The sequence below is a fragment of the Mesorhizobium helmanticense genome (assembly GCF_003034915.1).
In the GTDB taxonomy this organism is placed as follows: domain Bacteria; phylum Pseudomonadota; class Alphaproteobacteria; order Rhizobiales; family Rhizobiaceae; genus Mesorhizobium; species Mesorhizobium helmanticense.
Genome location: NZ_PZJX01000039.1, coordinates 85580 through 107170, shown reverse-complemented (window position 1 = coordinate 107170; position 21591 = coordinate 85580). Strand labels below are relative to the sequence as shown.

The window sequence follows — 21591 nt, the reverse complement described above, 5'->3', positions numbered from 1 at the left end:
GGATGGGCCGTAGCCGCTGACAGAATGCCCCCCAGCCCCGGATCTGAAGGGTGCGCACCGTTTCGACGATCAGCCGTCACTTTATGTCTCCACCCTGCCAACCGTCATGATCAGGCATATTTAGCTGGCGTGCAACTTCAGCACCTTCGCGCATCCGGAACCTTCGCCCGTCGCCGAAGGTTGATGTACCAGATTGGCGCGAAATCAGCCGAGCCGATCCGTCATGCGAGGCACAAATGGCTTACACGAACGGAGTGGAGGGCAAACCCCAAGACGAGCCTTACGGAGCAATCTACTTCGCAAAGAAGTACGGCTTCACGCTGAGAGACGCCAAGTTCATCATTGCTGCGAATGGACCATCGCGAAGGATGTGTGATGCAGCAGCTGCCGCTTTCGTGAGGAATAAAGCCGCGCGGTTCAAAAAATGGCTGCGCTGATATGCCAAGATCAGAGCACCGGCTTTGGCCGCCTTCCAAGTCCTTTCCGGTTTCAGAAACCAGCTATTCCTTCGGTGTCGAAGAAACAGATGTTGGCGGACGCTCATGCAAGAGGGATGTGCCGGTGAGGGCCAAGTTCAGATCTTGGGCAGCAGTGTCGCACCTGATCCGGGAAGGGCCAAAGTCCTTGGTGATCCGTCGCGCCTGGGCCTGTGTTATCCCGTGCTTCCTGGCGAAATAGGCGGCTTCATAGGGATTTTGCATCGGTACCTCGCTTCGCTCTTAACAAGCCGTGTGGCATACGGTGCTTGCCGCGATGGGTGAGAATCTGGACGGTCAAAATGATCTCTTCATGTAAGAGGCAGTCAGTTGGCAAGGGTGAGCCGGAACGTGCCGGTTGGCAGCGTGGGTGGCAACTGGTGTGCTGAAAGCTCGGTCCGTTCTGAGCAATCGGTTACCGTCGTCGCTACCCGGCCACCGGACCTACCGGAACGCCTGCCGTCCGGAAATTGTCTCGATCTTGATCTGGTAAAACAGATGGCTGTCAGCATTGACCGGCGTTCCGCCCAGATTGAACGAGCCGGGCTCCCACCAGTTGGCGTGCTTCTGCAGCAGCGACCAGGCAAATTCACGCTCATAGTCCGACACGGCCTGCTGGTCGATGGCCGGGGCCGTCGGATTCAGAGCGGGCGCCTTCGGCAGATCCTCGAAGACGCCGTCGACGACGACGCTCTTCCAGCCATGGACGCCTCCGACATCGTCGACCTGCAGGCAGACGCGCGGGTTGACCCGCATCCACTCGACCTTCTTGCCGAGCAGCGAGAAGCTGAAAATGAAATTGTCGCCGAAGGCAAAATGAATCGGCACCACGTAAGGCCGGCTGTTTCTGACACAGCCGAGGCGGCCAAGCCTGGCCGACTTCAACATGGCAGTGCATTCCTGTCGCGTCATCTCCCTGATGTTCATTGTGATTGTTCTTTCCGTTGGTATTCGTTTCCACCCAGTCAGGCATCCCGATGGAGTCGGGCACCCTGGTCGAGCCGCCGGATGGCCAGAACGGCCTCCATTTCGGCGACGCCGATCAGCGCATCGATGGCCTGAATCGTCTCGATATGACCACGGCTTGCCACCGTCTTGCGCAGGGCATGCAGGTCATCACGAATGTTGCAGAGCGTGGTTCGGACTGTGAGGGGCATGGGCCGCCTTCCTGCGACACAACAACCTGGGATGGTGATAGGTTCCGTTAGAGCTTCTCCGGCATGGATTGGACCATTCGCGACGAACCAACACTCTTGTGATAGCCGGTCACAGCGGTCTCGATCGAAATGAGTCGCTAAATTCTACCCCATAGCGTAGGAAGCCGAGGTCGCCGGCCACGTCTCGGGCACCGGCGCTTGAGAGCGTAGATCGTACTCCCGCCCTGCGGGAAAGCCATACGATGCAAGACGACACCAGCCCGGACGCTTTCATATCCGCTCTCGATCTCGACATCCTTAGAAATGCGTTCAGGTCATCGGTGGCCGAAGGGCTTATCGGTGAATCGCACTGGATTCAGCACGCCAAGGATCTGGTCCGCGAACTCACCGGGCGTGTAGATGCCGACGAAACCATCATCAGCAAGATCATCGGAAGATAGCTGGCAAGTTGCCGTCTGTGCCGATGTTCACATCATGGAATTACCTTTTTATTCCTGCCAAATTCATGACAGTCCTGCCTGGCACTGCCACCCTCGCCTCAACCGACCCTGACGACGAAGTGCTTGGTTACCGGCTCGATGATCTTCCACGTTCCCCTGAAATCGGCTTCGACTACAAAGGCATCGCCAGGACCGACTTCGACGGGCGTGCCGCCATCGGGCGTGATGACGATGCGGCCCGAGATCATGTGCACGAATTCGTAATCGGTATAGGTCGCGTGATAGGTGCCGGGGGTGGCCTGCCAGGTTCCCGACATGACCTTGCCGTCGGCTGTCGTATGCTGGACGGCGGTCTTCATTGTCGGCTTGCCCTCGACCACCACCCAGCCCGCCAGGTCGCCGGCCTCGGCGTTTTCGACGGCGCCGAATTTGAGGATGGTCATCTCTGTCATGATCGGGCTCCATTTGAACTCGCCGGCATTGGCTGCCGGTCAATAGCCGATGCCCCGGACATCGGCAACGCGGATGCCCTGCCCCTTCGCACTGGCGGCGGTCCGCTTGACTTTGCCGCCATCAGCGGGATAGGCCGCACGATCGACCCCAGCATTACCCACCGGCCCGATGGAAGACGTGACATGACAGACGCAATCGTCAAAGACAGCAATGGCACGCAGCTGAAGGAGGGCGATTCCGTCACCCTGATCAAGGATCTGAAGGTCAAGGGCACATCGGAGACGATCAAGCGCGGCACGCTGGTGAAGAACATCCGTCTCAATGGCAATCCCGGCGAGATCGAGTGCAACACCAGGCAGGTGAAAGGCCTTGTGCTGAAAACCGAGTTCCTGAAAAAGGCGTGATCGCGGAAGTTTTTGGCCCGATTCGCTTGGGCTTTGTCGACGCCGGGGGCACCTTCTTGAAGGCCGGTTGAAGCGTAATTACATCGATAGTTAAGCGTGCATTTGCACGCGAATATCGTGCTTTGTTCAAGCTTCATCTGTGGAGGTTGTCATGGCAAACCTGATGGAAGGAAAGAAGGCCCAGGATTGGATCAACCTGGTCCTTGCGATCTGCCTGTTCATCTCACCCTGGATCATCGGCTTCGTCACGGAAGCCAATCCTGCGTGGAACGCCTGGATTTCCGGCATTGTGCTGGGTGCCCTGGCGCTCGCCGCGCTCTCGGCGTTCGCCGAGTGGGAAGAGTGGCTGAACCTTGTTGTAGGGCTCTGGCTGATCGTCTCGCCCTGGTTGCTCGGCTTCGCCGCGAGCGCCAATGCAATGGGGACCCATGTGGTCCTCGGCGTGCTGGTCGTCGCCGCCTCGGCCTGGGCAGTCTGGGACTACCGTCACCCGCACGCGCACGCGTGATGGTGCGGGCCAAGGAGGAGCCCGGCGCGCGAGCGACTGGCTCCTCTAAGAGGCCGGACAGATATGCAGGTTGCGTCGGCCGGCGCTGCCCGAACTTCCCTTTATGTTGCACTGCGTTAGATTTGTTGCATTGCGGTATCGACACATAGAGTCGAGGTTCTGCAACGGGTGGGCTGTCAACGACCAACACGGGGGTTCGTCGTGTCAGCATCGTTCCGGCCTGATATCGAAGGGCTGCGGGCGCTCGCGGTATCGGGCGTCGTCGCGTTCCATTTCGGTCTGTCGGAGCTGCCGGGCGGCTTCACCGGCGTCGACATCTTCTTCGTCATCTCCGGCTATCTGATCACCGGCCAGTTGCTGCGGGAGATCGACGACACCGGCAGGCTGGACCTGTGGCGCTTCTATGCCCGGCGTGCCCGGCGCCTGCTGCCGGCCTCGCTGTTCGTCATCCTGGCCACGCTCGTCGCCGGCTATTTCATCCTGGCGCCGGAGGAACAGTCGCTCTATTCGAAAGGCGCTATGTTCGCGTCGGCCTATGCGATCAATTTCTGGCTGATTCGCTGGTCGTTCGACTATTTCGCCCCGGATGCGGCGAACAACCCCTTCATCCACTTCTGGTCGCTCTCGGTCGAGGAGCAGTTCTATCTCGCCTGGCCAGCGCTGCTGCTGCTTGCCGCATGGCTGCGCCCTGGCAGGCGCGCGGCGATCATGGTGATCGGCATCGCCGGCGCGGTGTCTTTCGCCGTCTGCGCCTGGCTGACTACGGTCTCGCAGCCCTGGGCCTTCTATTTCTCGCCGCTCAGGGCCTGGGAATTCGCGGCCGGCGGCCTGGCGACGATGGCGCCGGCAGGATTCTGGCGGCAGCGCCCGCAACTTGGCGCGGCAAGCGGATGGCTTGGCCTGGCGCTGATCGCCGGCGCCTATCTGACCTTCAGCGAGGACGCCCCCTTCCCCGGCGTGATGGCGCTGGTGCCTGTGGCCGGCGCCGTGCTGTTGCTGCTGAGCGGCTCCGGCAATATGCAAAAAGGGCCGAGCGCCGTGCTGTCGCTGCCGCCTCTGCAGTGGCTGGGAAGGCTGTCCTATTCGCTCTATCTCTGGCACTGGCCGGTCATCGTCTATGCCGCGATGATGGTTCCGGAGCTGTCGCTTGCCGATCGGCTCGGCTGCCTGGCGCTGACGCTGGTGCTGTCGATCTTCACCTATAATTTCATCGAGAACCCGATCCGCCGCAATGGCTGGCTGATGGCCAATGCGGCGCGGGCGCTGGTGCCGGCCGTCCTCCTGACCGGCACCGGCGTCGCAGCCGCTTACGCCAACGCGCGCCTAGCCGTGCACGATATCGCCCCCGAACAGCGCATCATCGCCGAAAGCGCCGCACTGCCCTCCACGGCGCGTGCCGGAGGCTGCATTATCGACTTCGAGGATGTCACGCCAAAACACTGCGTGTTCGGCGCCAAAAACGCCGAAGGCTCGATCGCGCTGTTCGGCGATTCGCATGCCGACCACTGGTCGACGCCGCTGATCGAGGCGGCGCAGAAGCACGACTACCGGGTCCTCACCTGGCTCAAATCCTCCTGCCGGGCCTCTCAATTGACGATCTGGGTCACCAAGCTGAAGCGCGACTACACCGAGTGCGACCTATGGCGCGCGCAGTCGATCAAGGAGATCATCGCCGCACGACCGAGCCTGGTGGTGATTTCGGAGATTGCGCTGGCGAGCTCGCGCAAGATGTCGCCCGACGCCAAAGTATCCGACAGCCAGGATGCGGAATGGCGCGCCGGCCTGCGCGCGACGATCGAGGCTTTCAGCCGGGCCGGGTTGAAGGTCGCCTTCATCCGCGACGTGCCCTTCAACGACGAGCAGGTCGACACCTGCGTGGCGCGCGCGCTGTGGCGAGGGCAGACACCGTCGCTGTGCGACCAGACGCGGGCCTACGCCGCCAACGACGCCGCTGCCGCGGTGGAGCGCGACATCGTGCGCTCGATACCGAACGCCACCTATGTCGACATGACCGACCAGTTCTGCGACGCCCAGACCTGCCATGTCTTCATCGGCGGCAGGCTGGCCTATCGCGACCGCCACCATTTGGCGACGCCCTTTGCGCAGACGCTTGAACGGCCTCTCGAGCGCGCGCTGTTCTCAACCGGGATGACCGCGGCCCTGAAGTGACCCAGGCGCCCCGCCGCCGCGGCAGGCTTTCTACGGCAGGTCTTCGTCGTCCGGCGTCTCGAGCAGCTCGATCAGCGCCGCCACCCTTGCCGAGGGCAGTTGTCGGCCTTCGTTCACCAGCGCCTCGTCGGCCCCGATCCAGGCAAAGGCCTCGCGCAGTTCCTCGATCGTCGCGCCGGTCGAGACGATGTCGGCGATGACGGCCTCGTCGACCGGCCCCAATACCGAAATGATGTCGTCGCGTGTCATGCTCACCTCCATGTGGGTCACCTCCACGGGACAGTGCCGGGAACCGGCATCCTGCAAGCTGGCAACACATGGAATCTGGGCCTGACGGCGCGGCTGGCAATAAGCGGAGCGAAATTGCCGGGCGGCGTGAGCGGATCGGCCAGAGGCTCGGCGGCGCGAACTGACCTCTGCTTGCCGAATTGCCGGACGGAAAATGGCGGAGCGAAGGCCCGCCATCTTCCGTGCCGGACCAGGCAGCAAACCGAAATCTGCGGGCACACACTTCACCGAATTGACGATCCCTGCTACGGGCGGCTTCCCGTTGTGGCCTGGAAATTCGCATGAAGCCTTTCAAATATCTGCTTGTGGCCTGTCTGCTGGCGCCGCCGGTTGCCCAGGCGCAGACGGCACAATGGAAGCCGGTCGAAAAGGTCGAGACCTACGCCATCTCGGGGCAGACCGGACCGGAACTCTATGCCTCGATCGGTGAGCGCGGCCCCACGATCGGCAAGAGCAAGCACCGCGTCATCGCGCATACCAATTTCAAGCTGACCTGGGTGAGGGACTATCAGCCGCGCGGCGGTGCCTGCGTGCTGGCTTCGGCACGGCCGAAGCTCATCATCACCTACACCTTGCCGAAGCCCTCCAAGCCGCTGTCGGCCGCGGTCCAGAAGAGCTGGAAGGTTTTCGCCGCCGGCATCGCAGCCCACGAAAGGGTGCATGGCGCCGCAATCGCCGACATGGTGCGCCAGATCGAGGCCGTGAGCGTCGGGCTGACCGTGGCCGCAGACCCCGGCTGCAAGAAAATCAGGACCGAGCTGACCAGCCGGCTCTCCGAACTCTCCCAGGCCCAGCGCCAGGCAAGCCGCGACTTCGACCGCGTCGAATTCGGCCAAGGCGGCAACATGCAGCGGCTGATCGTCGGGCTGCTGATGGGAAGGTAGTGGGGATGGAAACCGCAGCAAAGCTGGCGAAGGCGTTGATGACAGCCGATCTCCCCCCTTGTGGGGGAGATGTCCGGCAGGACAGAGGGGGGTGGGAAGGATCGCCGACTTTCGATTCCAAGCTTTCTGGAAGGAAACCGGTTTGAGGGCGTGGCTGCGATTGACTGACAGGCTGGAGGGACAGCACCCCCCTCTGCCTTGCCAGGCATCTCCCCCGCAAGGGGGGAGATCGGCCGTCACCACGATCTTCGCTAATCTCCAGCGTGGGGCTGTTTGATGGGTCACGATCTCGTTCCGAGGCGTCAGCGCAAGAACGCAAAATCCATGCGTCGCGTGATGACCGACGCCGAGTTGAAGCTGTGGAACGAGCTACGCGCGCATCGGCTAATGGGATTGAGCTTCCGCCGACAGGTACCAATAGGACCCTACATCGTCGACTTCGCCTGCCCGACCCATCGCCTGATCGTAGAGGTTGATGGCAGCCAGCACGCGTATGCCGAACAAGTTGAGCGCGACGCCGAACGGAGCGCTTATTTGAAAAGCAGCGGCTGGACCATCCTGCGCTTCTGGAACGACGATGTCCTGCGCGACATCGACAATGTCTGCCAGCACATAATCATCGAGGCCGGCGCCGACAGATGCTGATTTTTCACTCCGCCACCGGCGTCCACATCACATCCTCCACCTTGCCCGCCCCCGTCGCCAGCATCACCAGCCGGTCGAAACCGAGCGCCGAACCGCTGGCCTGCGGCATGATGGCCAAGGCGGCGAGGAAATCCTCGTCGATCGGATAGCGCTCGCCATAGATGCGCTGCTTCTCGTCCATCTCGATCTGGAAACGCCGGCGCTGCTCGGCGGCGTCGGTCAGTTCGCCGAAAGCGTTGGCGAGCTCGACGCCGCAGCAATAGAGCTCGAAGCGCTCGGCCACCCTTGCATCCTCCGCGCTCGGCCGGGCAAGGGCTGCCTCGGAGATCGGGTAGCCGTAAAGGATGGTGGCCCGCCCCTGCCCCAGCATCGGCTCGATCTTCTCCACCATCACCCGGCTGAACAGATCGGCCCAATTGTCGTCGGGCGCCGTGCGCAAGCCCGCCTCGACCAGCGCAGCACGCAGAGCCTCGCGATCGGTGCCGCCATCCGCCCCCACCGTCGCCAGCAGGTCGATGCCGGCATGGCGCGAAAAGGCCTCGGTGACGCTCAACCGTTCCGGCTCGGCGAACGGATCGGCCTCGCGGCCGCGAAAGGCAAAACGCCTGGCGCCCGCCTGCTCCGCGGCAAGAGCGACCAGCCCGGCGCAATCCGCCATCAGGCTCTCATAGGTCTCATCGGCCCGGTACCATTCGAGCATGGTGAAGGACGGATGGTGCAAGGGGCCGCGCTCGCGGTTGCGATAGACGGCGCCGAGGCTGAACAGCCGCTTCTCGCCTGCTGCGAGCAGCTTCTTGCAGGCGAATTCCGGCGAGGTGTGGAGATAGAGCGGCTGGCGGGCGCCATCCGGCCCGATCGCCTCGGTGGCGAAGGCCGACAGATGCGCCTCATTGCCGGGCGAGACCTGCAGGGCCGCCGCCTCCACCTCGACGAAATCGCGCCGCGCAAACCAGTCGCGCATGGCAGCCGTGATCAGGTTGCGCAGGATCAGCCGCGGCCGCCGATCGGCATGAACGTGCGGCGTCCACCAGGGCGAAGCGCCGGTCATGCGAGCCGGAATTGCACAGAAGGCTGGCGGTTCAAGCCAAGATGCGCTAGGGCGACGGCTCGCGCGGCCGATTTGCGCCGATCAACCGTTTCAGGCCGGCAAGGCCAACCAACCAGTGCAGGATTGAAAATCGTGGTGAAGGTCATCGCCAGTTCCCTACGCAAAGGCAACGTCGTCGATAAGGACGGCAAGCTTTATGTGATCCTCTTTGCCGAAAACATCCACCCTGGCAAGGGCACGCCGGTGACCCAGCTCGACATGCGCCGCATCGCCGACGGGGTGAAGGTTTCGGAGCGCTACCGCACCACCGAACAGGTCGAGCGCGCCTATGTCGAGGAGCGCGAGCACACCTTCCTTTACAGCGACGCCGAAGGCTTCCATTTCATGAACCCGGAAACCTACGACCAGGTGGCGGTGCCCGAAAGCGTGGTCGGCGACATGGCGCCCTATCTCTCCGAAGGCATGGCCGTGCAGGTCTCGCAGCACAATGGCATCGCCATCTCGCTGGTGCTGCCGCAGCGCGCCACCTTCGAAGTGGTCGAGACCGAGCCGGTGACCAAGGGCCAGACGGCATCTTCGTCCTACAAGCCCGCGCTACTCTCCAACGGCGTCCGCACCGCGGTGCCGCCGCACATCTCAGCCGGCACGCGGGTTGTGGTGATGACGGCGGATGGAGCTTATGTGGAGCGGGCGAAGGATTGACGTAGCGCGTAGTGCACCATTCGATATTACTCTTACCGACCCCAGCCAGTGCGGAGCTGCCCTTCAAGGAAGTGGCTATAGCCCTGCGGCCTTGCGCAGCGCTTCATTCATGCGCGACTGCCAACCAGGCCCGGCAGCCTTGAAGCGCTCGACAATATCGGCATCGAGACGCAGCGGCACATGCAGCTTCGGTCGAGGGCTTTTCGGGCGACCGCGCCTAGGCAAGGCATCAGTCAAAGGCTGCGCGTCGGGATCGGCTCTGGCGGCGGCAGCGATCGCCGCATCCTCCTCGTCGGTGATCGCTTCCAGCGCCGCCAAGGCGCGGCGGCGGGCGTCCGCCCTGTCAGAGATTTTCGACATATCTTCTGATCTCCTGTCTGGTTGCATAGCGTAGCGAAATGACACGAACGGCCTCGCCGCGTTCAGTATAAGCCATGGTGTAGACCCGGTCGCCGATTAGGCCGACAGCGACGAAGCGCACTTCACCGATGGCGTCCCGATCTTCATATTCGAGCGCGGTGGCAAACTCGAATTTTTCGGCCAGGTCGAACGATACGCCATGCTTGGCCCAGTTCGCCCTAGCCTTTTCGCCGTCCCATTCAAACGTCATTCCCTAGCCCCTCAACAATTATTGTGTACACAAAAATTCAGAAACGTCAACAATTATTGTGGATACAAAAAATAGATGAGCCTGTTAATGGGGACGATCGCCGTTCGTCCTTCCTACCCCACCCTCCGCGCCAGCATCATCCCGTAATGCACCGCCAACAAATCCAGCCCCACCTTCAGCAGCTTCGTCACCACATCCCTGCCCTCACCGGTCTCCTCGGCCACGCTTTTCACCGACTCACCCATGCAGCACACTTTCTGCACCACGCCGGCCACCTCCCAGTGCACCAGCGCCTTGCTGGCATTGGCGTGGGCGCGGCCGGCTGAGAGGATGCGGTCGGCGACACCGCCGCCGGTGCGGCCGCCATCGACACGCTCGGTCCAGGTCGTCGCCTTGACGCCATCCTGCTGCGAGATGCGGAAATCCTCGCGGTAGCGCAGGCCCGCCTCGCGCTGCTGATGCGTCAGCGAGGTGATGCCGGTGAGCGGGTCGATAGTGCGCACCCGCACGATGCCGCCGGTCGAGGTGTAGCCGTCGTTGGAGACCTCGTAGACGCGCCGCGCCTCGGCCGTGCCCGCCGCCAGCCGCTTGCGGCCGAACCTGTCGTCCTTCAGCGCAAAATCATGGCCGACTTCCTTGCGGATGCGCACCTGTTCGGCCTCGTCCCTGGGCAGCTTCGGCGGCTTGACCTTGGCCTTCTGGGCGGTCTTCTTGCTCATGGATTTTGTCCTCGTTGGATTTGCTGGATTGCAGAATCTGGATTCCTCGCCCCACGAAGTGGGGAGAGGTGGCTCGGCGAAGCCGAGACGGAGAGGGGAGCCACGCTGCGGCTGGCGGTCCCATTTGTTGAAAGGGCGGCCAACAGCGGTGAATTCGCGCGGTGTTCCTCATCCGGCTTTGGCTTCACGAAGGCCCCCTCTCCGTCTCGGCTTCGCCGAGCCACCTCTCCCCCGCAAAAGCGGGGGCGAGGAACCCAGGTTCTGCAAAGCCGCGCGCCTGGCGATCAGCTTGCACAGCGGGTGTCGATGCCGCGTCCGCCAGCAGCGTGCGGCGATGGTCGTGAAAACGCGCGGCGTGATGGGGGCAGTAGCTCTTCAGCGCCCGCGTGCGCAGGCCGCAGCACAGCATCTCGGTTCCCGGCCGGGCGCCGGGTGCGTCGTTTTCGGGGTCTTCCTCCAGCGTCAGGTCGAGCGGCGCGCGGCAGCGGTTGAACAGGCAATCGATGAAACGCATGGCCGCGACATGCGGCTGGGGCCCGGCGGGGCGCGGCGTCGGCGGCTTGACGGCGCCACTCCTCTGCGCCGGGTTGTCCCGCCCGCAGCGCTGCGGCAACCAAACCGGCGGCGCCAAGCGAACCGACTTGACGTGGCTTGCCGGCTTCAACGGCCTGACCGCTGTAAGCCCGCACTGTTCAGGCAGCTTTGCTTGCCCCGGCAGCTCCGCTTGCCCTCCGGACCTGGCTTGCTTTGCCGACTGGCCCGGCTTTGCCGCGTTCTTTCTCGGCCGCCCGCCGGACCTGCCGCCACCGGGATTGGCAAAGCCGATGGCACTTAGCGAGGCGTCGCGATGGACGATGCCGATGACGGCATTGCGCGAAACCGCGCTGCCGCGCAGGGCGCTCAGCCGGTCGGAGATCTTCAAGGCCGACAGCCCGTCCTTCAGCCAGCCGGCGATCGCTTCCAGTTCGGTGTCGGTATAGGAGGCCATTGTCTTGATCCGTGCAGCGTGTTGGACAGCCTCCGGCCAAGCCGGGAGACGCTCGAAAGGTTTGGTCATTCAGATCCGGCTAGAGGCCGTCAGAGGCGCCGACCGGAAGCGGTCAGCCTTCGGCCGGCGGGGCCGTGCTGGCCTGGCTGCCGATGCGGCCAAGCTTCGCCTCGGCCGCATCGCGGCTGGCGCCGGACACCGCCCTGCCCGTCCGCCGGTCCAGGGACGGTGCCGTCCTCGGTGCGGATGCACGATTTGCCTCCCGCATCGCGGATCGGCGAGCCGGCCCGCCCGTCGCGGAAATGCGTGGCCGGAGGCACGAGGCCTCCGGCCGTTCCGGTCGCCGGGGGAGACGGCGCCGGATCCGAGGCGTCAGCCTCGGGCTTCGTCCCGGCCGGGGAGGAGGACAGCCGGGACGGATGCGAAAGCGAAAGCGGTTGGTGCGACTTGTGCATGGCCATATAAAAGCATAACTCAAAAACTTATGCAAGTCATTCTTGCATGGACGAAACCGATTCTTATGTTTCAGATGGCGTCATGACGAAAACCCCATTGTCGATCAAGGTCGGAGCGGCGATCCGCAAGGCGCGCAAGCAGCGCGGCCTGGTGATGCGCCACATTGCCGAGCACAACGACACCGATGTCGCCGCCGTCGGCAATTGGGAAACCGGCCGCAACCTGCCCAAGACCGAGAACCTGCTGAAGACCGCCGCCTTCCTGCGCGTCGACCCGGTGGCGCTGGGCAAGGGCGAGGTCGTTTTCCTCGACGACGCCGACAATGTTGCCGACGCCGAGATCGTCACCGATCCCGCCCCCTTGCCCACCGGCCCGATGGACATCAAGATTTTCGGCGCCGCCGTTGGCGGCGACGACGGCGACTTCACCTTCAACGGCGAGACGGCCGGCTATGTCCAACGCCCGCCGGGCATAAAGCATCTGCAAAATGTGTTTGCGCTGCATGTGCTCAGCGATTCGATGGTGCCGCGCTACGAACCCGGCGACATGATCTATTGCGGCGGCCGCGACGCCGTGCCCGGCGACCATGTGGTGATCGAGACGCTGCCCGAGGAGGGCGAACGCAACGGCAAGGCCTTCGTCAAGAAGCTGGTCAAGCGCACCGCCGGCGAGCTGGTCGTCGAGCAATACAATCCGCCCAAGACGCTGACCTTCAACCGCTACGCGATCAAAAGCGTCTTCCGCGTCATCCCGCTCAAGGAACTGCTGGGGTATTGAGTGCGCCCTCTTCCTTCCCCCCGGTGGGAGAAGGTGGATCGGCGCGTCAGCGCCGAGACGGATGAGGGGTGCTGGACGGAATGAGGGCATGGCCGTCCGCCCGCCTTCGCTCCTCCGGCAGCAGGTCAAACGGCAAGCGTTGGCGATCCGTCCAACACCCCTCATCCGACCGAGCTTCGCTCGGCCACCTTCTCCCACAGGGGGAGAAGGGATCGCGTCCTTCAAGCCCGCCTGGATCTCTCCAGCGGCACCTCGCGCTCGTTACGTCTGCGCGCTTCCCTGCGCCGCCGCTCATGCTCTTCGATGAATGCCGCCTGGATCGACACCGCCCTGCCCGGCAGGCCGTCGGCGCGGCAGGCCGAGCAGCAAAGGCGCTCCGAAAGTGCCGCCAGCGGCGTCTGTCCGCTCACCCCGTGACGCCTGAGTTCGGCCGGCTTCCACCATCTGTTGCGACCGCAGTCGATGCATTCGACCGCAATCGAAACGACATCGGCGATCGTCGCCTCCTTGCCCGGCAATGTCATCGTCGCTTCGTCCCTGTGTTCCTGTTTTGTTCACAACAATATTGGTTTTTACCCGGGAGTCGAGTCGGCTCCGCTCAAGTCAGTATAAAAGTTTCGCTTGTGCATATTTTTGAGTTATGCTTATATTTGTGAAAGCCACCGTCGCGGCCGACACCGATGGGCGGCAGGCACGGCCGTCGGCATTGAGGACGTGACGATGGACGCCACCCAATTCGCCCGCGACTGCGGCTACACCGGCGACAGCCCGGCCATGCTGGCCGCGTTGTCGGCCATCCGCCTCGACGGCATAGCCAGGGCCCGGCAGGGCCATGACCAGCGCAAGGCGGTCGTCGACCGGCTGAAGCAGAGCGAGGCGCTGTTCCTGGCGGCGATCGGTCCGGCGCTGTCGGCGCAGGAGGCGATCGAGGACGCCGCCCGCTTCATCGCCTGTTATCGCAACATGCCGCGCTGGCGAAAGGAGCGGCGTATGCAGGATCTCGCCCGCGCCAAGCAGCAGCGTCTGCTGGCGCGCTTCTTCCGCCGCTACGGCCACCGCCTCTGGGCAAGGGAAGCCGCGTAAGCCGAGGCGGAAGCCCCCCGAACCAAAGTTGGTTCTAGAAGTCGGGCGCCGTGCGGCGTGTGTCGCCATGGGCCGCGACATAGTCGATGTCGGATCGACTGATGCCGATATCCCTAAGCATGAAATCAGGCATCGCCTCGAGATGGCGGCGGTCGCGGCGCGAGCGCCAGCCGCGCGCCATTCGCGCCAGCATGGCCAGCGCAAGACGCAGGAAGGGCGACGCGATGCGCTTTTGCACGAAGGCGGGCTCGCAGCTCGTCTTGATCATGGTGATGGTCCAAACCTTTTATCGGCCACTGCCGGCCTCCCTCGTAGAGAGGCCGGGTGCTGGTGCGATCTTCCTCGCGGATGTGAGACGGCCGGCTACATCCCCTTCATCGCGTCGCAGGACACGTTCGGATTCATGTCGGCGAACGTGCCGGTCGGGTTGTGTTTCCAGGCCCAGACATGCAGCTCGTAGAACGGTCCGAGACCGTAGCGGTTGGGTGCGCTGTTGAAGTTGAACAGCTGCCCTTCGAGCGAGGCCGGGCCTTTCGAGGTGATATATTCGACCGCTACCAGTTTCAGCGTGCCGTCGGCCATCGGCTCGTACATCACCGCCTCGGGCTTGCCGACATCGACCGCGTCATCCCTAAGATAGGTGGCATTGACATAGTGGATGCCCATGGCGCCGCCGGTCAGGCCGCTGGCGCAGGGGATCGGCGCATAGCCTTCGGAGGTCGCCGCCGACACGGTCTCGAAGCGGCTGTTGGCCGCCCGCACCTTGTCGGCCAGCGGGCTGGCGCCGTGGGCCTGGGTGGCGGTGGCCGCGATCGAAAGCAGGGATGAAGCGGCAAGGCGCCGCGTCCAAAGCGTGGTGGTCATTTTCTTTCCATTCGTTGGTGTTGGCGGAACGGACGCTGGCGCCGCGTTTGCCGCATGTCTCGATTTGATCTGCCCGATTCAATTTGCAGGGATCAGGCCCTATCTCATTGTGTGGGCGTGATCTTTCCGATCAAGGTTCGGCGCGCCTCAACTGGCCGTCGCGGGTCCGATGAACGCCGCGATCTCGGTCACCTTGTTGGCCGGGAAGCCGCCTTCGCGGGCATGCCGCTCGACGACAGCGGCGCTGTCGGCCTCATGGACGCAGTAGATCTTGTCGCCGGCGACATAGGAGGTCACCCATTTGTAGGGCGCGCCGAGCCCGGCCACGACCGCGTTGGACTTCGCTGAAATCTCCTTCAGCTCGGCTGGGCTGAGCTTGTCGGCGCCTGGAATCTCGCGTTCGATGATGAACGTTGGCATTGTCGGTCTCCATTGTTACGTTGTTGCGTTGACTTGTTGGGTCCACGGGGGCCTTGAAACCGGTCGCCGTTGGACCCGCTGCGCCGCGACGCCAAAAAAACGCGCGCGACCGGTCACACGCTTCGTCCCACGGTCGCCGCGCAAGGCTGTGGCGGTCGCTGTCGGATGGTGGAAAAGCGTGGGCGGGAAAATCAAACTCCTTGGCGAACCGGCGATCCTCGATGCCGCCGGGCAAAGCCAGCCGGTGCGCGGCCATCAGGCCTGGGCGCTGCTTGCCCGCCTGGCGCTGGCGCGCGCGCCGCTTGACCGGCGCAGCCTGGCGGCGGAGCTGTTTCCCGAAACCGTCGATCCGCTCGGCTCCCTGCGCTGGTGCCTGGCTTCGCTGCGCAAGGCGCTCAACGCGTCGGAATGCCTGAACGGCGATCCGGTCGAATGCCGCTTTGCCGCCGACATCGAGGTCGATGTCTGGAACCTCGACCGCGATGATTTCGATGTCGAGCAGGCCGGCCCGCTGCTGGGCAGCCTGGAGCCCCGCTGCAGCCCGGAATTCTCGACCTGGCTGCTGGTCGAGCGCGAACGCATTGCCGGCATCGTCGAAGCGCGGATCCGGCAGGAGACCATCCGGGCAATGTCCATCGAGGACCATGGCCGCGCCACGCGGCTGGCCGAGCTCGGCGTCAGGCGCAGCCCGTATGACGAAGGCGCCCATATCCTGCTGGTCAAAAGCCTGGCGCTGGCCGGGCGCTATGACGCCGCACTCGGCCAGGTCGAGGCGGCGGAAGCCGTGTTCCTGGCCGAGCTCGGCGAAAAGCCGTCGGCGGCACTGCGCAGTGCGGCTCGCCGCACCATTGCCTCGCCACCCGGCGGCATTTCGCCGGAAGCCTTCGTCAGGTCGCTGATGCAATCCGGCCTTGCCGCGCTCTCGGCCGGTGCGGCGGATGCAGGCATCGATTGCCTACGCCGCGCGGTTCGCGACGCCGAGAAGACCAATGACCCGCATCTTACGGCCACCGCCACCTTCGAGCTCGGCACCGCGCTGGTCCATTCGGTCAGGGGCTATGACGACGAGGGCTCGATCCTGCTTCGCCAAAGCACCGAGCTGGCCCGTCGGTCAGGCAGCGCCGGCGTCGCCTCGGCGGGCTTTCGCGAGCTTGGCTATGTCGAGGCGCTGGCCGGCCGCCGCCCGACCGCCGCCGCCTATCTGGCGCAGGCCGTCGAATTGGCCGAGGATAGCGATGCGCTCGCCGGCATCCACGGCGTCATCGGCTTCAACCTGGTCGACTGGGGCCGCATCGAAGAAGGGCTGGACAACTACGCCCTGTCCCTGGAGCACGCCCGCTCCGCCGGCAACCGCCGCCGCGAGATCTGGTCGCTGGGGCTGGGCGGCTGGGGCCTGCTTGCGGCGGACCGGCTGCCGGAAGCCGATAGCTGGCTCGGCGATTGCCTGGCGCTGGTCGAGGAACAGCGCTGGATTTCCTTCCGGCCGTGGCCGGTCGCGGTGCTGAGCGAATCCCGAACCCGCCAGCAGGCGAGCCCGCGGGAGCTGCGGCCAGGGCTGGAAGAAGCCTTTGCGCTGAGCTGCCAGATGAACGATCCCTGCTGGGAAGGCGCGGTGGCGCGTGCACTGGCGCTGACCTATGCCGCCCACGACGCACTGCCCGAAGCGATGGAGTGGCTTGGCGAGGCACACCGCCGCTGCGGTCGCGACACCGACGCTTATTCCGCGCTCCAGGTCGAGATCCTGGCCAGCCAGGTCGAAATCAGCTCGCGCCAAGGCCGTCCGGAGGTTGCCGACGCCATCGGCCGTGAATGGCTGGCTTTGGCCGCCCGCACGCACCGGGATGCGCATGTTGCGCGCGCGGCGGCGTTCATCGGCGGGCGACGGTAGCGCCAACAACGTCTTGACAATCCATCCCAAATGTTCCCTTTATGTTCACATCGAAACCACCTCAATACGGGGCGGCGCTCCACTGCCGCGGGCGGGCACGGATGGAAGCCAACATCCTCCACGCGGATCTCGACGCCTTCTATGCCTCGGTCGAGCAATTGCTTGACCCATCGCTTCGCGGCAAGCCGATCGCCGTCGGCGGCGGCGTCGTGCTGGCCGCCTCCTACGAGGCCAGGGCTTTCGGCGTGCGCGGCGGCATGCCGGGGCGGCGGGCGCGCGAACTCTGCCCCGGGCTGATCTTCGTTGGCGGCAATTTCAGGGAGTACCAGCGGCTGGGCGACGCGGCTATTCAAGTGCTTGGCGATTTCACGCCGGTGGTCGAGCGCATTTCCATCGACGAGGCCTTCGCCGACGTCGCCGGCTGCACCCATCTGTTCGGTCCGCCGGCCGAGATCGCCACGGCCATCCGCCGCCGCGTCAAGGCCGAACTCGGCCTGCCGATCTCGGTCGGCGTGGCGCGCACCAAGCATCTGGCCAAGATCGCCTCGCAAGTGGCCAAGCCCGACGGGCTGGTGGTGGTCGATCCGCGCCATGAGCTTGAGTTCCTGCACGATCTGCCGGTCGAGCTGATGTGGGGCGTCGGCCCGGTCACCAGGCAGCGGCTGGCCGGCATCGGCGTCAACACCATCGGCGAGCTGGCGAAGACGCCGGGGTGGTCGCTGGAGCGCCTGCTCGGCCCGGCGGCGGGCGAAAAGCTCAATGCGCTTGCGTGGAACCGCGATCCGCGCAAGCTCGAGACGCACCGCCGGGCGCGCTCGGCCGGCGCGCAATCGGCGCTCGGCAAGAAGCCCGCCGCCGAAAATGTCTTCGTGCCGGCGCTGCTGCATCTGGCCGACCGGGTCGCCACCCGGCTGCGGGCGAAATCGCGGCCCGGCCGCACGGTGACGGTGCGCGTCCGCTTCGCTGATCTGCGCTCGGTGACGCGCTCAATCACCCTCGACCAGCCGATTTCGGCGACCGCCATGCTGGCCGAGATCGCCGAGGCGCTGGTGCGCAAGGTGCTTGTCGATCATCCGCACGAAAAGACCATCTCGCTGCTGGCGATCGCCGTCTCGCACCTGGAGCAGCAGGCGGGCCTGCAACTGGAACTGCCGCTCGGCCTCGACGACGACCGGCGCCGCCCCGGCACGCGCAAGGGTGCCGCACGCTGGACCGCCGACCGCGCCATCGACAAGATCCGCGACCGTTTCGGCTGGGAAGCGGTCGGCTATGCCTCGGTGGCGCTCGGGCCGCGGCGGTCGGTTCCCGACGGCTTTCGCGAACTGGCGGAAAAGGAGCTCTGAGCCGGCGCTGGTTGATCGCTGTTTCGCCATCCACGCCCGGTTGACGAACCGCATCCGCCTGTGAATGATCCGCCGCGCCCGGGCCAGGCTGCTTTGCCAGACCTGACTCGAACCAGGGATTAGTCATGACAGGCAAGAACAAGCTGCGCGGCGTCATCGCCGCCATTCCAACCCCGTTCACCACGACCCCGGAACCCGACATCGACCGTTTCGTCAGCCTGGCCGGCAGGCTGCTCGACGAAGGCTGCGACGCGCTGAACATGTGCGGCACCACCGGCGAGGCGACCTCGATGAGCCTTGCCCAGCGCAAGGCGCTGATGTCCGCCGCCGCCAAGGCCTTGCCGCGCGACCGGCTGATGGTCGGCACCGGGGCCGCGTCCGTCACTGACGCGATCGAGCTCACCCGTCATGCCGGCGAACTCGGCCTCGCCGGCGCGCTGCTGCTGCCGCCCTTCTACTACAAGAACGTTGGCGATGACGGGGTGATCGCCTATTTCAGCGCCGTCGCGCAGATGACCGCGACGCAGGCGATCCCGCTCTACCTCTATCATTTCCCGGCCTTGTCGGGCGTTCCCTTCCATCCGGCGCTGGTGGCGGCGTTGCGGGAGCGGATCGGACCACGGCTCAGCGGTCTCAAGGATTCATCGGGCGACCTCGCCTATTCGCGCACGGTCGCGGCCGCTGTACCTGATTTCGATGTTTTTCCAAGCGATGAGGGATCGCTGATGGAGGCCAGGAGCGGCGCCTTCGCTGGCTGCATCTCGGCCACCGCCAATCTTTCGAGCAGGCTGTGCGCCGCCGCCTGGCGCGACGGCGATGCCGGCGCGCTCGCAACGGCGTCTGCCATTCGCAAGCGCGTGGCCTCGGGTCCGCTGATTCCCGGCATCAAGGCCATGATTGCCGAAATGATGGCCGACCCAGCCTATGCCTCGCCACTGCCGCCGCTGACGGCGCTGCCTGCCGCCGAGAGCGAAACGCTCAAGCACGATCTCAAGGGCATACTCAGCCGCGATATCGGCTTCTGATGCGCCAAAGCCGGACCGGCGACATGCCGTGTCGGAAGTGCGCGGCAGACCGACCGAGACCTGCGCTCCTGGCCCGGCCACGCGGATGCGCTTTGACCGAAGCTCCTATTGGGCCATTTGCCAGTCGTGCTCCTTCACCGCTTCGGCAAAAGCCGAGACAACAGGTGAAGGCAAGCGGTCGGTCACTGAAACGAGCGACACCTCGCGTATGATTTCAGGGTCGACGACGGGCCTGTGACAGACACCGGGATGGCTGGCCGAGTATTCCGCGATGAAGCAGACGCCCATGCCCGCGGCGATCATCGCCAGAATCCAATCCTCGCGCTCGCTGCGAAAGGCGCTGCGGATATCGAAGCCGATGTTCCGGCAGAGCCCGTCTATGTGATCGCCATATTCGCAATTGATGCGCTCGAGATAGGCTTCGCCGCGAACGTCGGCAAGATGAAGCGTATTGCGCATCTCGAAAGGATGACCGGTCGAGAAGGCGATACCGAAGCGCTCCCGGTAAACAGGATCCGCCTTCAGGCCATGGTCGAATGGTTCGGGTCTTGCCAGCAGGGCGACGTCAAGCTTGCCCTCGGTCAGAAGGTCGGTGAGATGGGTTGCCGCGCCCTCGATCACGGTCACTTCTATGCCTGGATAGCGCTCTCGAAAGGCATTGAGGAAACCGATGAAGCGCAGCGGGCCTATGGTGCACATCACACCGAGCGTCAGCGACGCTGTTTCCAGCGAGAGGAAGCTCCTGGCCGTCCTCTTCGCAGTCTCCGAACGCTGCAGTACTTCGTCCAGATGGGTCCGCATCAGACAGCCGAAATCGGTGAGCCGGACGCGGGTTTTCTCGCGATGGAAAAGATAGCCGCCAAGTTCCGCCTCCAGCTTCTGTATGGCCCGCGTCAGCGCAGGCTGGCCGACGTGAACGAGGTCCGCCGCGCGATGAAAGTTGAGAGTCTCGCTGGCCGCCAGAAAATAGCGGATTTCATGCATCTCCATAATAATCTCCGCCGATGTCCCGTCTGCATCGCCGCGATGATAATTCGGCATTATCCGCCTCCCTCACGCCCAAGTAAACTTCAGCAGCCTTTATGGCAGCTTGGCCGCTGCCGGAGCCGATCTGAATTGGGATCGGCGTCACCGAACGCGGTTGAGGAGATCCAGCCCAAAGGGAGATTCCGATGTCTGAAGCCAGTCAGGAAAAGTTGGACGCATTCTTGGGGAAAATGGTCGGTGATCTCGGTGCGATCGCTACGGGCGCGGGAGTCTTGCTGGGAGACAGGCTCGGCCTGTTCAAGGCACTGCGCGAAGGCGGCAAGATGACGGCCGCCGAACTTTCGACACGCACCGGCACCCAGGAACGCCTCGTGAGGGAATGGCTTTCCGGGCAGGCGGCTGCGGGCTACGTAGAGTACGATGAAGCCAAGGACGCGTTCTATCTCAACGCCGAGCAGGAACTGGTGTTTGCCGATGAAGATAGCCCGGCCTTCATGACTGGCGCATTCGAGGTCCTATCCTCGCTGTGGCTCGATGAAGAAAAGGTGAGGCAGGCATTCCAGTCCGGCAAGGGCGTCGCATGGCACGATCATAGCGCGTGTCTGTTTCGCGGCACGGAACGGTTCTTCCGTCCAGGCTATAACGCCAATCTGATCGGCTCCTGGCTGCCGGCTCTGGAGGGCGTTGTCGAGAAGCTCGAACGCGGCGCGGATGTCGCGGACGTCGGATGCGGTCATGGCGCATCGACGGTGCTCATGGCACGTGCTTTCCCCAATTCGCGCTTCGTCGGCTTCGACTATCACGCCCCTTCGATCGAGCGCGCCCGCAAGGCCGCCGAGGAAGCCGGCGTCGGCGCCAACACGCGCTTCGAGGTCGCAACCGCCAAGACCTATCCCGGCACCTATGACCTCGTCGCTTTCTTCGATTGCCTTCACGACATGGGCGACCCAGCGGGCGCCGCCGCCCATGTCCACGAATCGCTCAAACCGGATGGCACGTGGATGATAGTCGAGCCGTTCGCGCATGATCATCTGGCGGCGAACCTCAATCCCGTCGGACGCGTCTACTATGCCGCCTCCACGTTCGTGTGCACGCCCGCGTCCCTGTCGCAGGAAGTCGGGCTCGGGCTCGGCGCCCAGGCCGGCGAGGCGAGGCTGCGCAAGGTGGTGACCAGCGGCGGCTTCAAGCGATTCCGTCGCGCCGCGGAGACGCCGTTCAACATGGTGCTGGAGGCCCGCCCCTAGAGCATTTTGCAGC

28 protein-coding genes are annotated in these 21591 nt (G+C 64.3%); 14 read left to right on the top strand and 14 right to left on the bottom strand.

What is annotated here, in order from left to right; genetic code table 11:
* Positions 1 to 236 precede the first annotated feature (236 nt).
* On the top strand, positions 237 to 437 hold the full coding sequence (locus C9427_RS21210) for a hypothetical protein (RefSeq protein ID WP_107651040.1): 201 nt from the start codon (positions 237 to 239) through the stop codon (positions 435 to 437).
* 483 nt (positions 438 to 920) lie between these two features.
* Here C9427_RS21210 and C9427_RS21200 read toward each other — a convergent pair whose 3' ends face one another.
* Together C9427_RS21200 and C9427_RS21195 are read right to left on the bottom strand one after the other, a co-directional pair.
* Positions 921 to 1403, bottom strand: coding sequence for a pyridoxamine 5'-phosphate oxidase family protein (locus C9427_RS21200; protein ID WP_107651038.1), 483 nt, complete (start codon positions 1401 to 1403; stop codon positions 921 to 923).
* Between the two features lie 38 nt (positions 1404 to 1441).
* Complete coding sequence (locus tag C9427_RS21195; RefSeq protein WP_107651037.1) at positions 1442 to 1633, bottom strand: hypothetical protein; 192 nt, start codon at positions 1631 to 1633, stop codon at positions 1442 to 1444.
* Between the two features lie 242 nt (positions 1634 to 1875).
* Here C9427_RS21195 and C9427_RS21190 point away from each other — a divergent pair, with 242 nt between their 5' ends.
* Positions 1876 to 2073: a hypothetical protein gene (locus C9427_RS21190; RefSeq protein ID WP_107651036.1), complete on the top strand. Its 198-nt coding sequence runs from the start codon at positions 1876 to 1878 to the stop codon at positions 2071 to 2073.
* Between the two features lie 98 nt (positions 2074 to 2171).
* Here C9427_RS21190 and C9427_RS21185 read toward each other — a convergent pair whose 3' ends face one another.
* A complete protein-coding gene (locus C9427_RS21185) occupies positions 2172 to 2525 on the bottom strand; it encodes a cupin domain-containing protein (RefSeq protein ID WP_107651035.1) in 354 nt (117 codons plus the stop codon).
* 183 nt (positions 2526 to 2708) lie between these two features.
* Here C9427_RS21185 and C9427_RS21180 point away from each other — a divergent pair, with 183 nt between their 5' ends.
* The 3 genes from C9427_RS21180 to C9427_RS21170 all read left to right on the top strand — a co-directional run bounded on the left by C9427_RS21180 (position 2709) and on the right by C9427_RS21170 (position 5607).
* The gene (locus C9427_RS21180; protein ID WP_107651034.1) at positions 2709 to 2930 is read left to right on the top strand and encodes an alkylphosphonate utilization protein; all 222 of its coding nucleotides are present in this window, start codon (positions 2709 to 2711) and stop codon (positions 2928 to 2930) included.
* 151 nt (positions 2931 to 3081) lie between these two features.
* Positions 3082 to 3438 carry an SPW repeat protein gene (locus tag C9427_RS21175; protein ID WP_107651085.1) on the top strand — a complete coding sequence of 119 codons (357 nt, stop codon included), beginning with the start codon at positions 3082 to 3084 and terminating at the stop codon, positions 3436 to 3438.
* A gap of 201 nt (positions 3439 to 3639) precedes the next feature.
* Entirely contained in the window at positions 3640 to 5607 is a 1968-nt protein-coding gene (locus C9427_RS21170; RefSeq protein WP_107651033.1) for an acyltransferase family protein, read from the top strand.
* Positions 5608 to 5637: 30 nt separating this feature from the next.
* On the opposite strand, the gene C9427_RS21165 is transcribed toward C9427_RS21170, so the two are convergent.
* Positions 5638 to 5856 carry an RNA-binding protein gene (locus tag C9427_RS21165; protein ID WP_107651084.1) on the bottom strand — a complete coding sequence of 73 codons (219 nt, stop codon included), beginning with the start codon at positions 5854 to 5856 and terminating at the stop codon, positions 5638 to 5640.
* Positions 5857 to 6176: 320 nt separating this feature from the next.
* Between C9427_RS21165 and C9427_RS21160 the strand changes: the two genes are divergently transcribed.
* Positions 6177 to 6779, top strand: coding sequence for a DUF922 domain-containing Zn-dependent protease (locus C9427_RS21160; RefSeq protein ID WP_107651032.1), 603 nt, complete (start codon positions 6177 to 6179; stop codon positions 6777 to 6779).
* A 276-nt stretch (positions 6780 to 7055) separates the two neighbouring features.
* Positions 7056 to 7424 carry an endonuclease domain-containing protein gene (locus C9427_RS21155; RefSeq protein WP_107651031.1) on the top strand — a complete coding sequence of 123 codons (369 nt, stop codon included), beginning with the start codon at positions 7056 to 7058 and terminating at the stop codon, positions 7422 to 7424.
* A gap of 4 nt (positions 7425 to 7428) precedes the next feature.
* Here C9427_RS21155 and epmA read toward each other — a convergent pair whose 3' ends face one another.
* On the bottom strand, positions 7429 to 8472 hold the full coding sequence (gene epmA, locus C9427_RS21150; protein ID WP_107651030.1) for an EF-P lysine aminoacylase EpmA: 1044 nt from the start codon (positions 8470 to 8472) through the stop codon (positions 7429 to 7431).
* A 135-nt stretch (positions 8473 to 8607) separates the two neighbouring features.
* On the opposite strand from epmA, the gene efp reads away from it, so the two are divergent.
* A complete protein-coding gene (efp, locus tag C9427_RS21145) occupies positions 8608 to 9174 on the top strand; it encodes an elongation factor P (protein WP_167434428.1) in 567 nt (188 codons plus the stop codon).
* A 75-nt stretch (positions 9175 to 9249) separates the two neighbouring features.
* Here the strand turns inward: efp and C9427_RS35255 are convergent, their stop codons facing one another.
* From C9427_RS35255 to C9427_RS21125, 4 genes are all read right to left on the bottom strand, one after another.
* On the bottom strand, positions 9250 to 9534 hold the full coding sequence (locus C9427_RS35255) for a BrnA antitoxin family protein (RefSeq protein ID WP_107651029.1): 285 nt from the start codon (positions 9532 to 9534) through the stop codon (positions 9250 to 9252).
* Positions 9518 to 9784, bottom strand: a complete 267-nt coding sequence (locus C9427_RS21135; protein WP_107651028.1) for a BrnT family toxin — start codon at positions 9782 to 9784, stop codon at positions 9518 to 9520. The genes C9427_RS35255 and C9427_RS21135 overlap by 17 nt, the downstream gene beginning before the upstream one ends.
* 113 nt (positions 9785 to 9897) lie before the next feature.
* Positions 9898 to 10503, bottom strand: coding sequence for a DUF6456 domain-containing protein (locus C9427_RS21130; RefSeq protein WP_107651027.1), 606 nt, complete (start codon positions 10501 to 10503; stop codon positions 9898 to 9900).
* Between the two features lie 184 nt (positions 10504 to 10687).
* On the bottom strand, positions 10688 to 11491 hold the full coding sequence (locus C9427_RS21125; RefSeq protein WP_107651082.1) for a GcrA cell cycle regulator: 804 nt from the start codon (positions 11489 to 11491) through the stop codon (positions 10688 to 10690).
* Positions 11492 to 12028: 537 nt separating this feature from the next.
* Here C9427_RS21125 and C9427_RS21115 point away from each other — a divergent pair.
* Positions 12029 to 12724: an XRE family transcriptional regulator gene (locus C9427_RS21115; RefSeq protein WP_107651081.1), complete on the top strand. Its 696-nt coding sequence runs from the start codon at positions 12029 to 12031 to the stop codon at positions 12722 to 12724.
* Between the two features lie 221 nt (positions 12725 to 12945).
* Here C9427_RS21115 and C9427_RS21110 read toward each other — a convergent pair whose 3' ends face one another.
* On the bottom strand, positions 12946 to 13248 hold the full coding sequence (locus C9427_RS21110; RefSeq protein ID WP_107651026.1) for a hypothetical protein: 303 nt from the start codon (positions 13246 to 13248) through the stop codon (positions 12946 to 12948).
* Positions 13249 to 13444: 196 nt separating this feature from the next.
* Between C9427_RS21110 and C9427_RS21105 the strand changes: the two genes are divergently transcribed.
* Positions 13445 to 13807, top strand: coding sequence for a hypothetical protein (locus C9427_RS21105; protein WP_107651025.1), 363 nt, complete (start codon positions 13445 to 13447; stop codon positions 13805 to 13807).
* Positions 13808 to 13841: 34 nt separating this feature from the next.
* Here the strand turns inward: C9427_RS21105 and C9427_RS21100 are convergent, their stop codons facing one another.
* The 3 genes from C9427_RS21100 to C9427_RS21090 all read right to left on the bottom strand — a co-directional run bounded on the left by C9427_RS21100 (position 13842) and on the right by C9427_RS21090 (position 15091).
* Entirely contained in the window at positions 13842 to 14075 is a 234-nt protein-coding gene (locus C9427_RS21100) for a DUF1127 domain-containing protein (protein WP_107651024.1), read from the bottom strand.
* Between the two features lie 95 nt (positions 14076 to 14170).
* Positions 14171 to 14671: a hypothetical protein gene (locus C9427_RS21095; protein WP_107651023.1), complete on the bottom strand. Its 501-nt coding sequence runs from the start codon at positions 14669 to 14671 to the stop codon at positions 14171 to 14173.
* 147 nt (positions 14672 to 14818) lie between these two features.
* Entirely contained in the window at positions 14819 to 15091 is a 273-nt protein-coding gene (locus C9427_RS21090) for a DUF4242 domain-containing protein (RefSeq protein ID WP_107651080.1), read from the bottom strand.
* Between the two features lie 178 nt (positions 15092 to 15269).
* On the opposite strand from C9427_RS21090, the gene C9427_RS21085 reads away from it, so the two are divergent.
* The 3 genes from C9427_RS21085 (at position 15270) to C9427_RS21075 (ending at position 19347) form a co-directional block, all read left to right on the top strand.
* Positions 15270 to 16979 carry an AfsR/SARP family transcriptional regulator gene (locus C9427_RS21085; protein ID WP_167434424.1) on the top strand — a complete coding sequence of 570 codons (1710 nt, stop codon included), beginning with the start codon at positions 15270 to 15272 and terminating at the stop codon, positions 16977 to 16979.
* Between the two features lie 101 nt (positions 16980 to 17080).
* The gene (gene dinB, locus C9427_RS21080; protein WP_107651021.1) at positions 17081 to 18322 is read left to right on the top strand and encodes a DNA polymerase IV; all 1242 of its coding nucleotides are present in this window, start codon (positions 17081 to 17083) and stop codon (positions 18320 to 18322) included.
* Between the two features lie 125 nt (positions 18323 to 18447).
* Positions 18448 to 19347 carry a dihydrodipicolinate synthase family protein gene (locus C9427_RS21075; protein ID WP_107651020.1) on the top strand — a complete coding sequence of 300 codons (900 nt, stop codon included), beginning with the start codon at positions 18448 to 18450 and terminating at the stop codon, positions 19345 to 19347.
* A gap of 105 nt (positions 19348 to 19452) precedes the next feature.
* On the opposite strand, the gene C9427_RS21070 is transcribed toward C9427_RS21075, so the two are convergent.
* Entirely contained in the window at positions 19453 to 20337 is an 885-nt protein-coding gene (locus tag C9427_RS21070) for a LysR family transcriptional regulator (RefSeq protein WP_107651079.1), read from the bottom strand.
* 182 nt (positions 20338 to 20519) lie between these two features.
* Between C9427_RS21070 and C9427_RS21065 the strand changes: the two genes are divergently transcribed.
* Positions 20520 to 21578: a class I SAM-dependent methyltransferase gene (locus tag C9427_RS21065; RefSeq protein ID WP_107651019.1), complete on the top strand. Its 1059-nt coding sequence runs from the start codon at positions 20520 to 20522 to the stop codon at positions 21576 to 21578.
* Positions 21579 to 21591 lie beyond the last annotated feature (13 nt).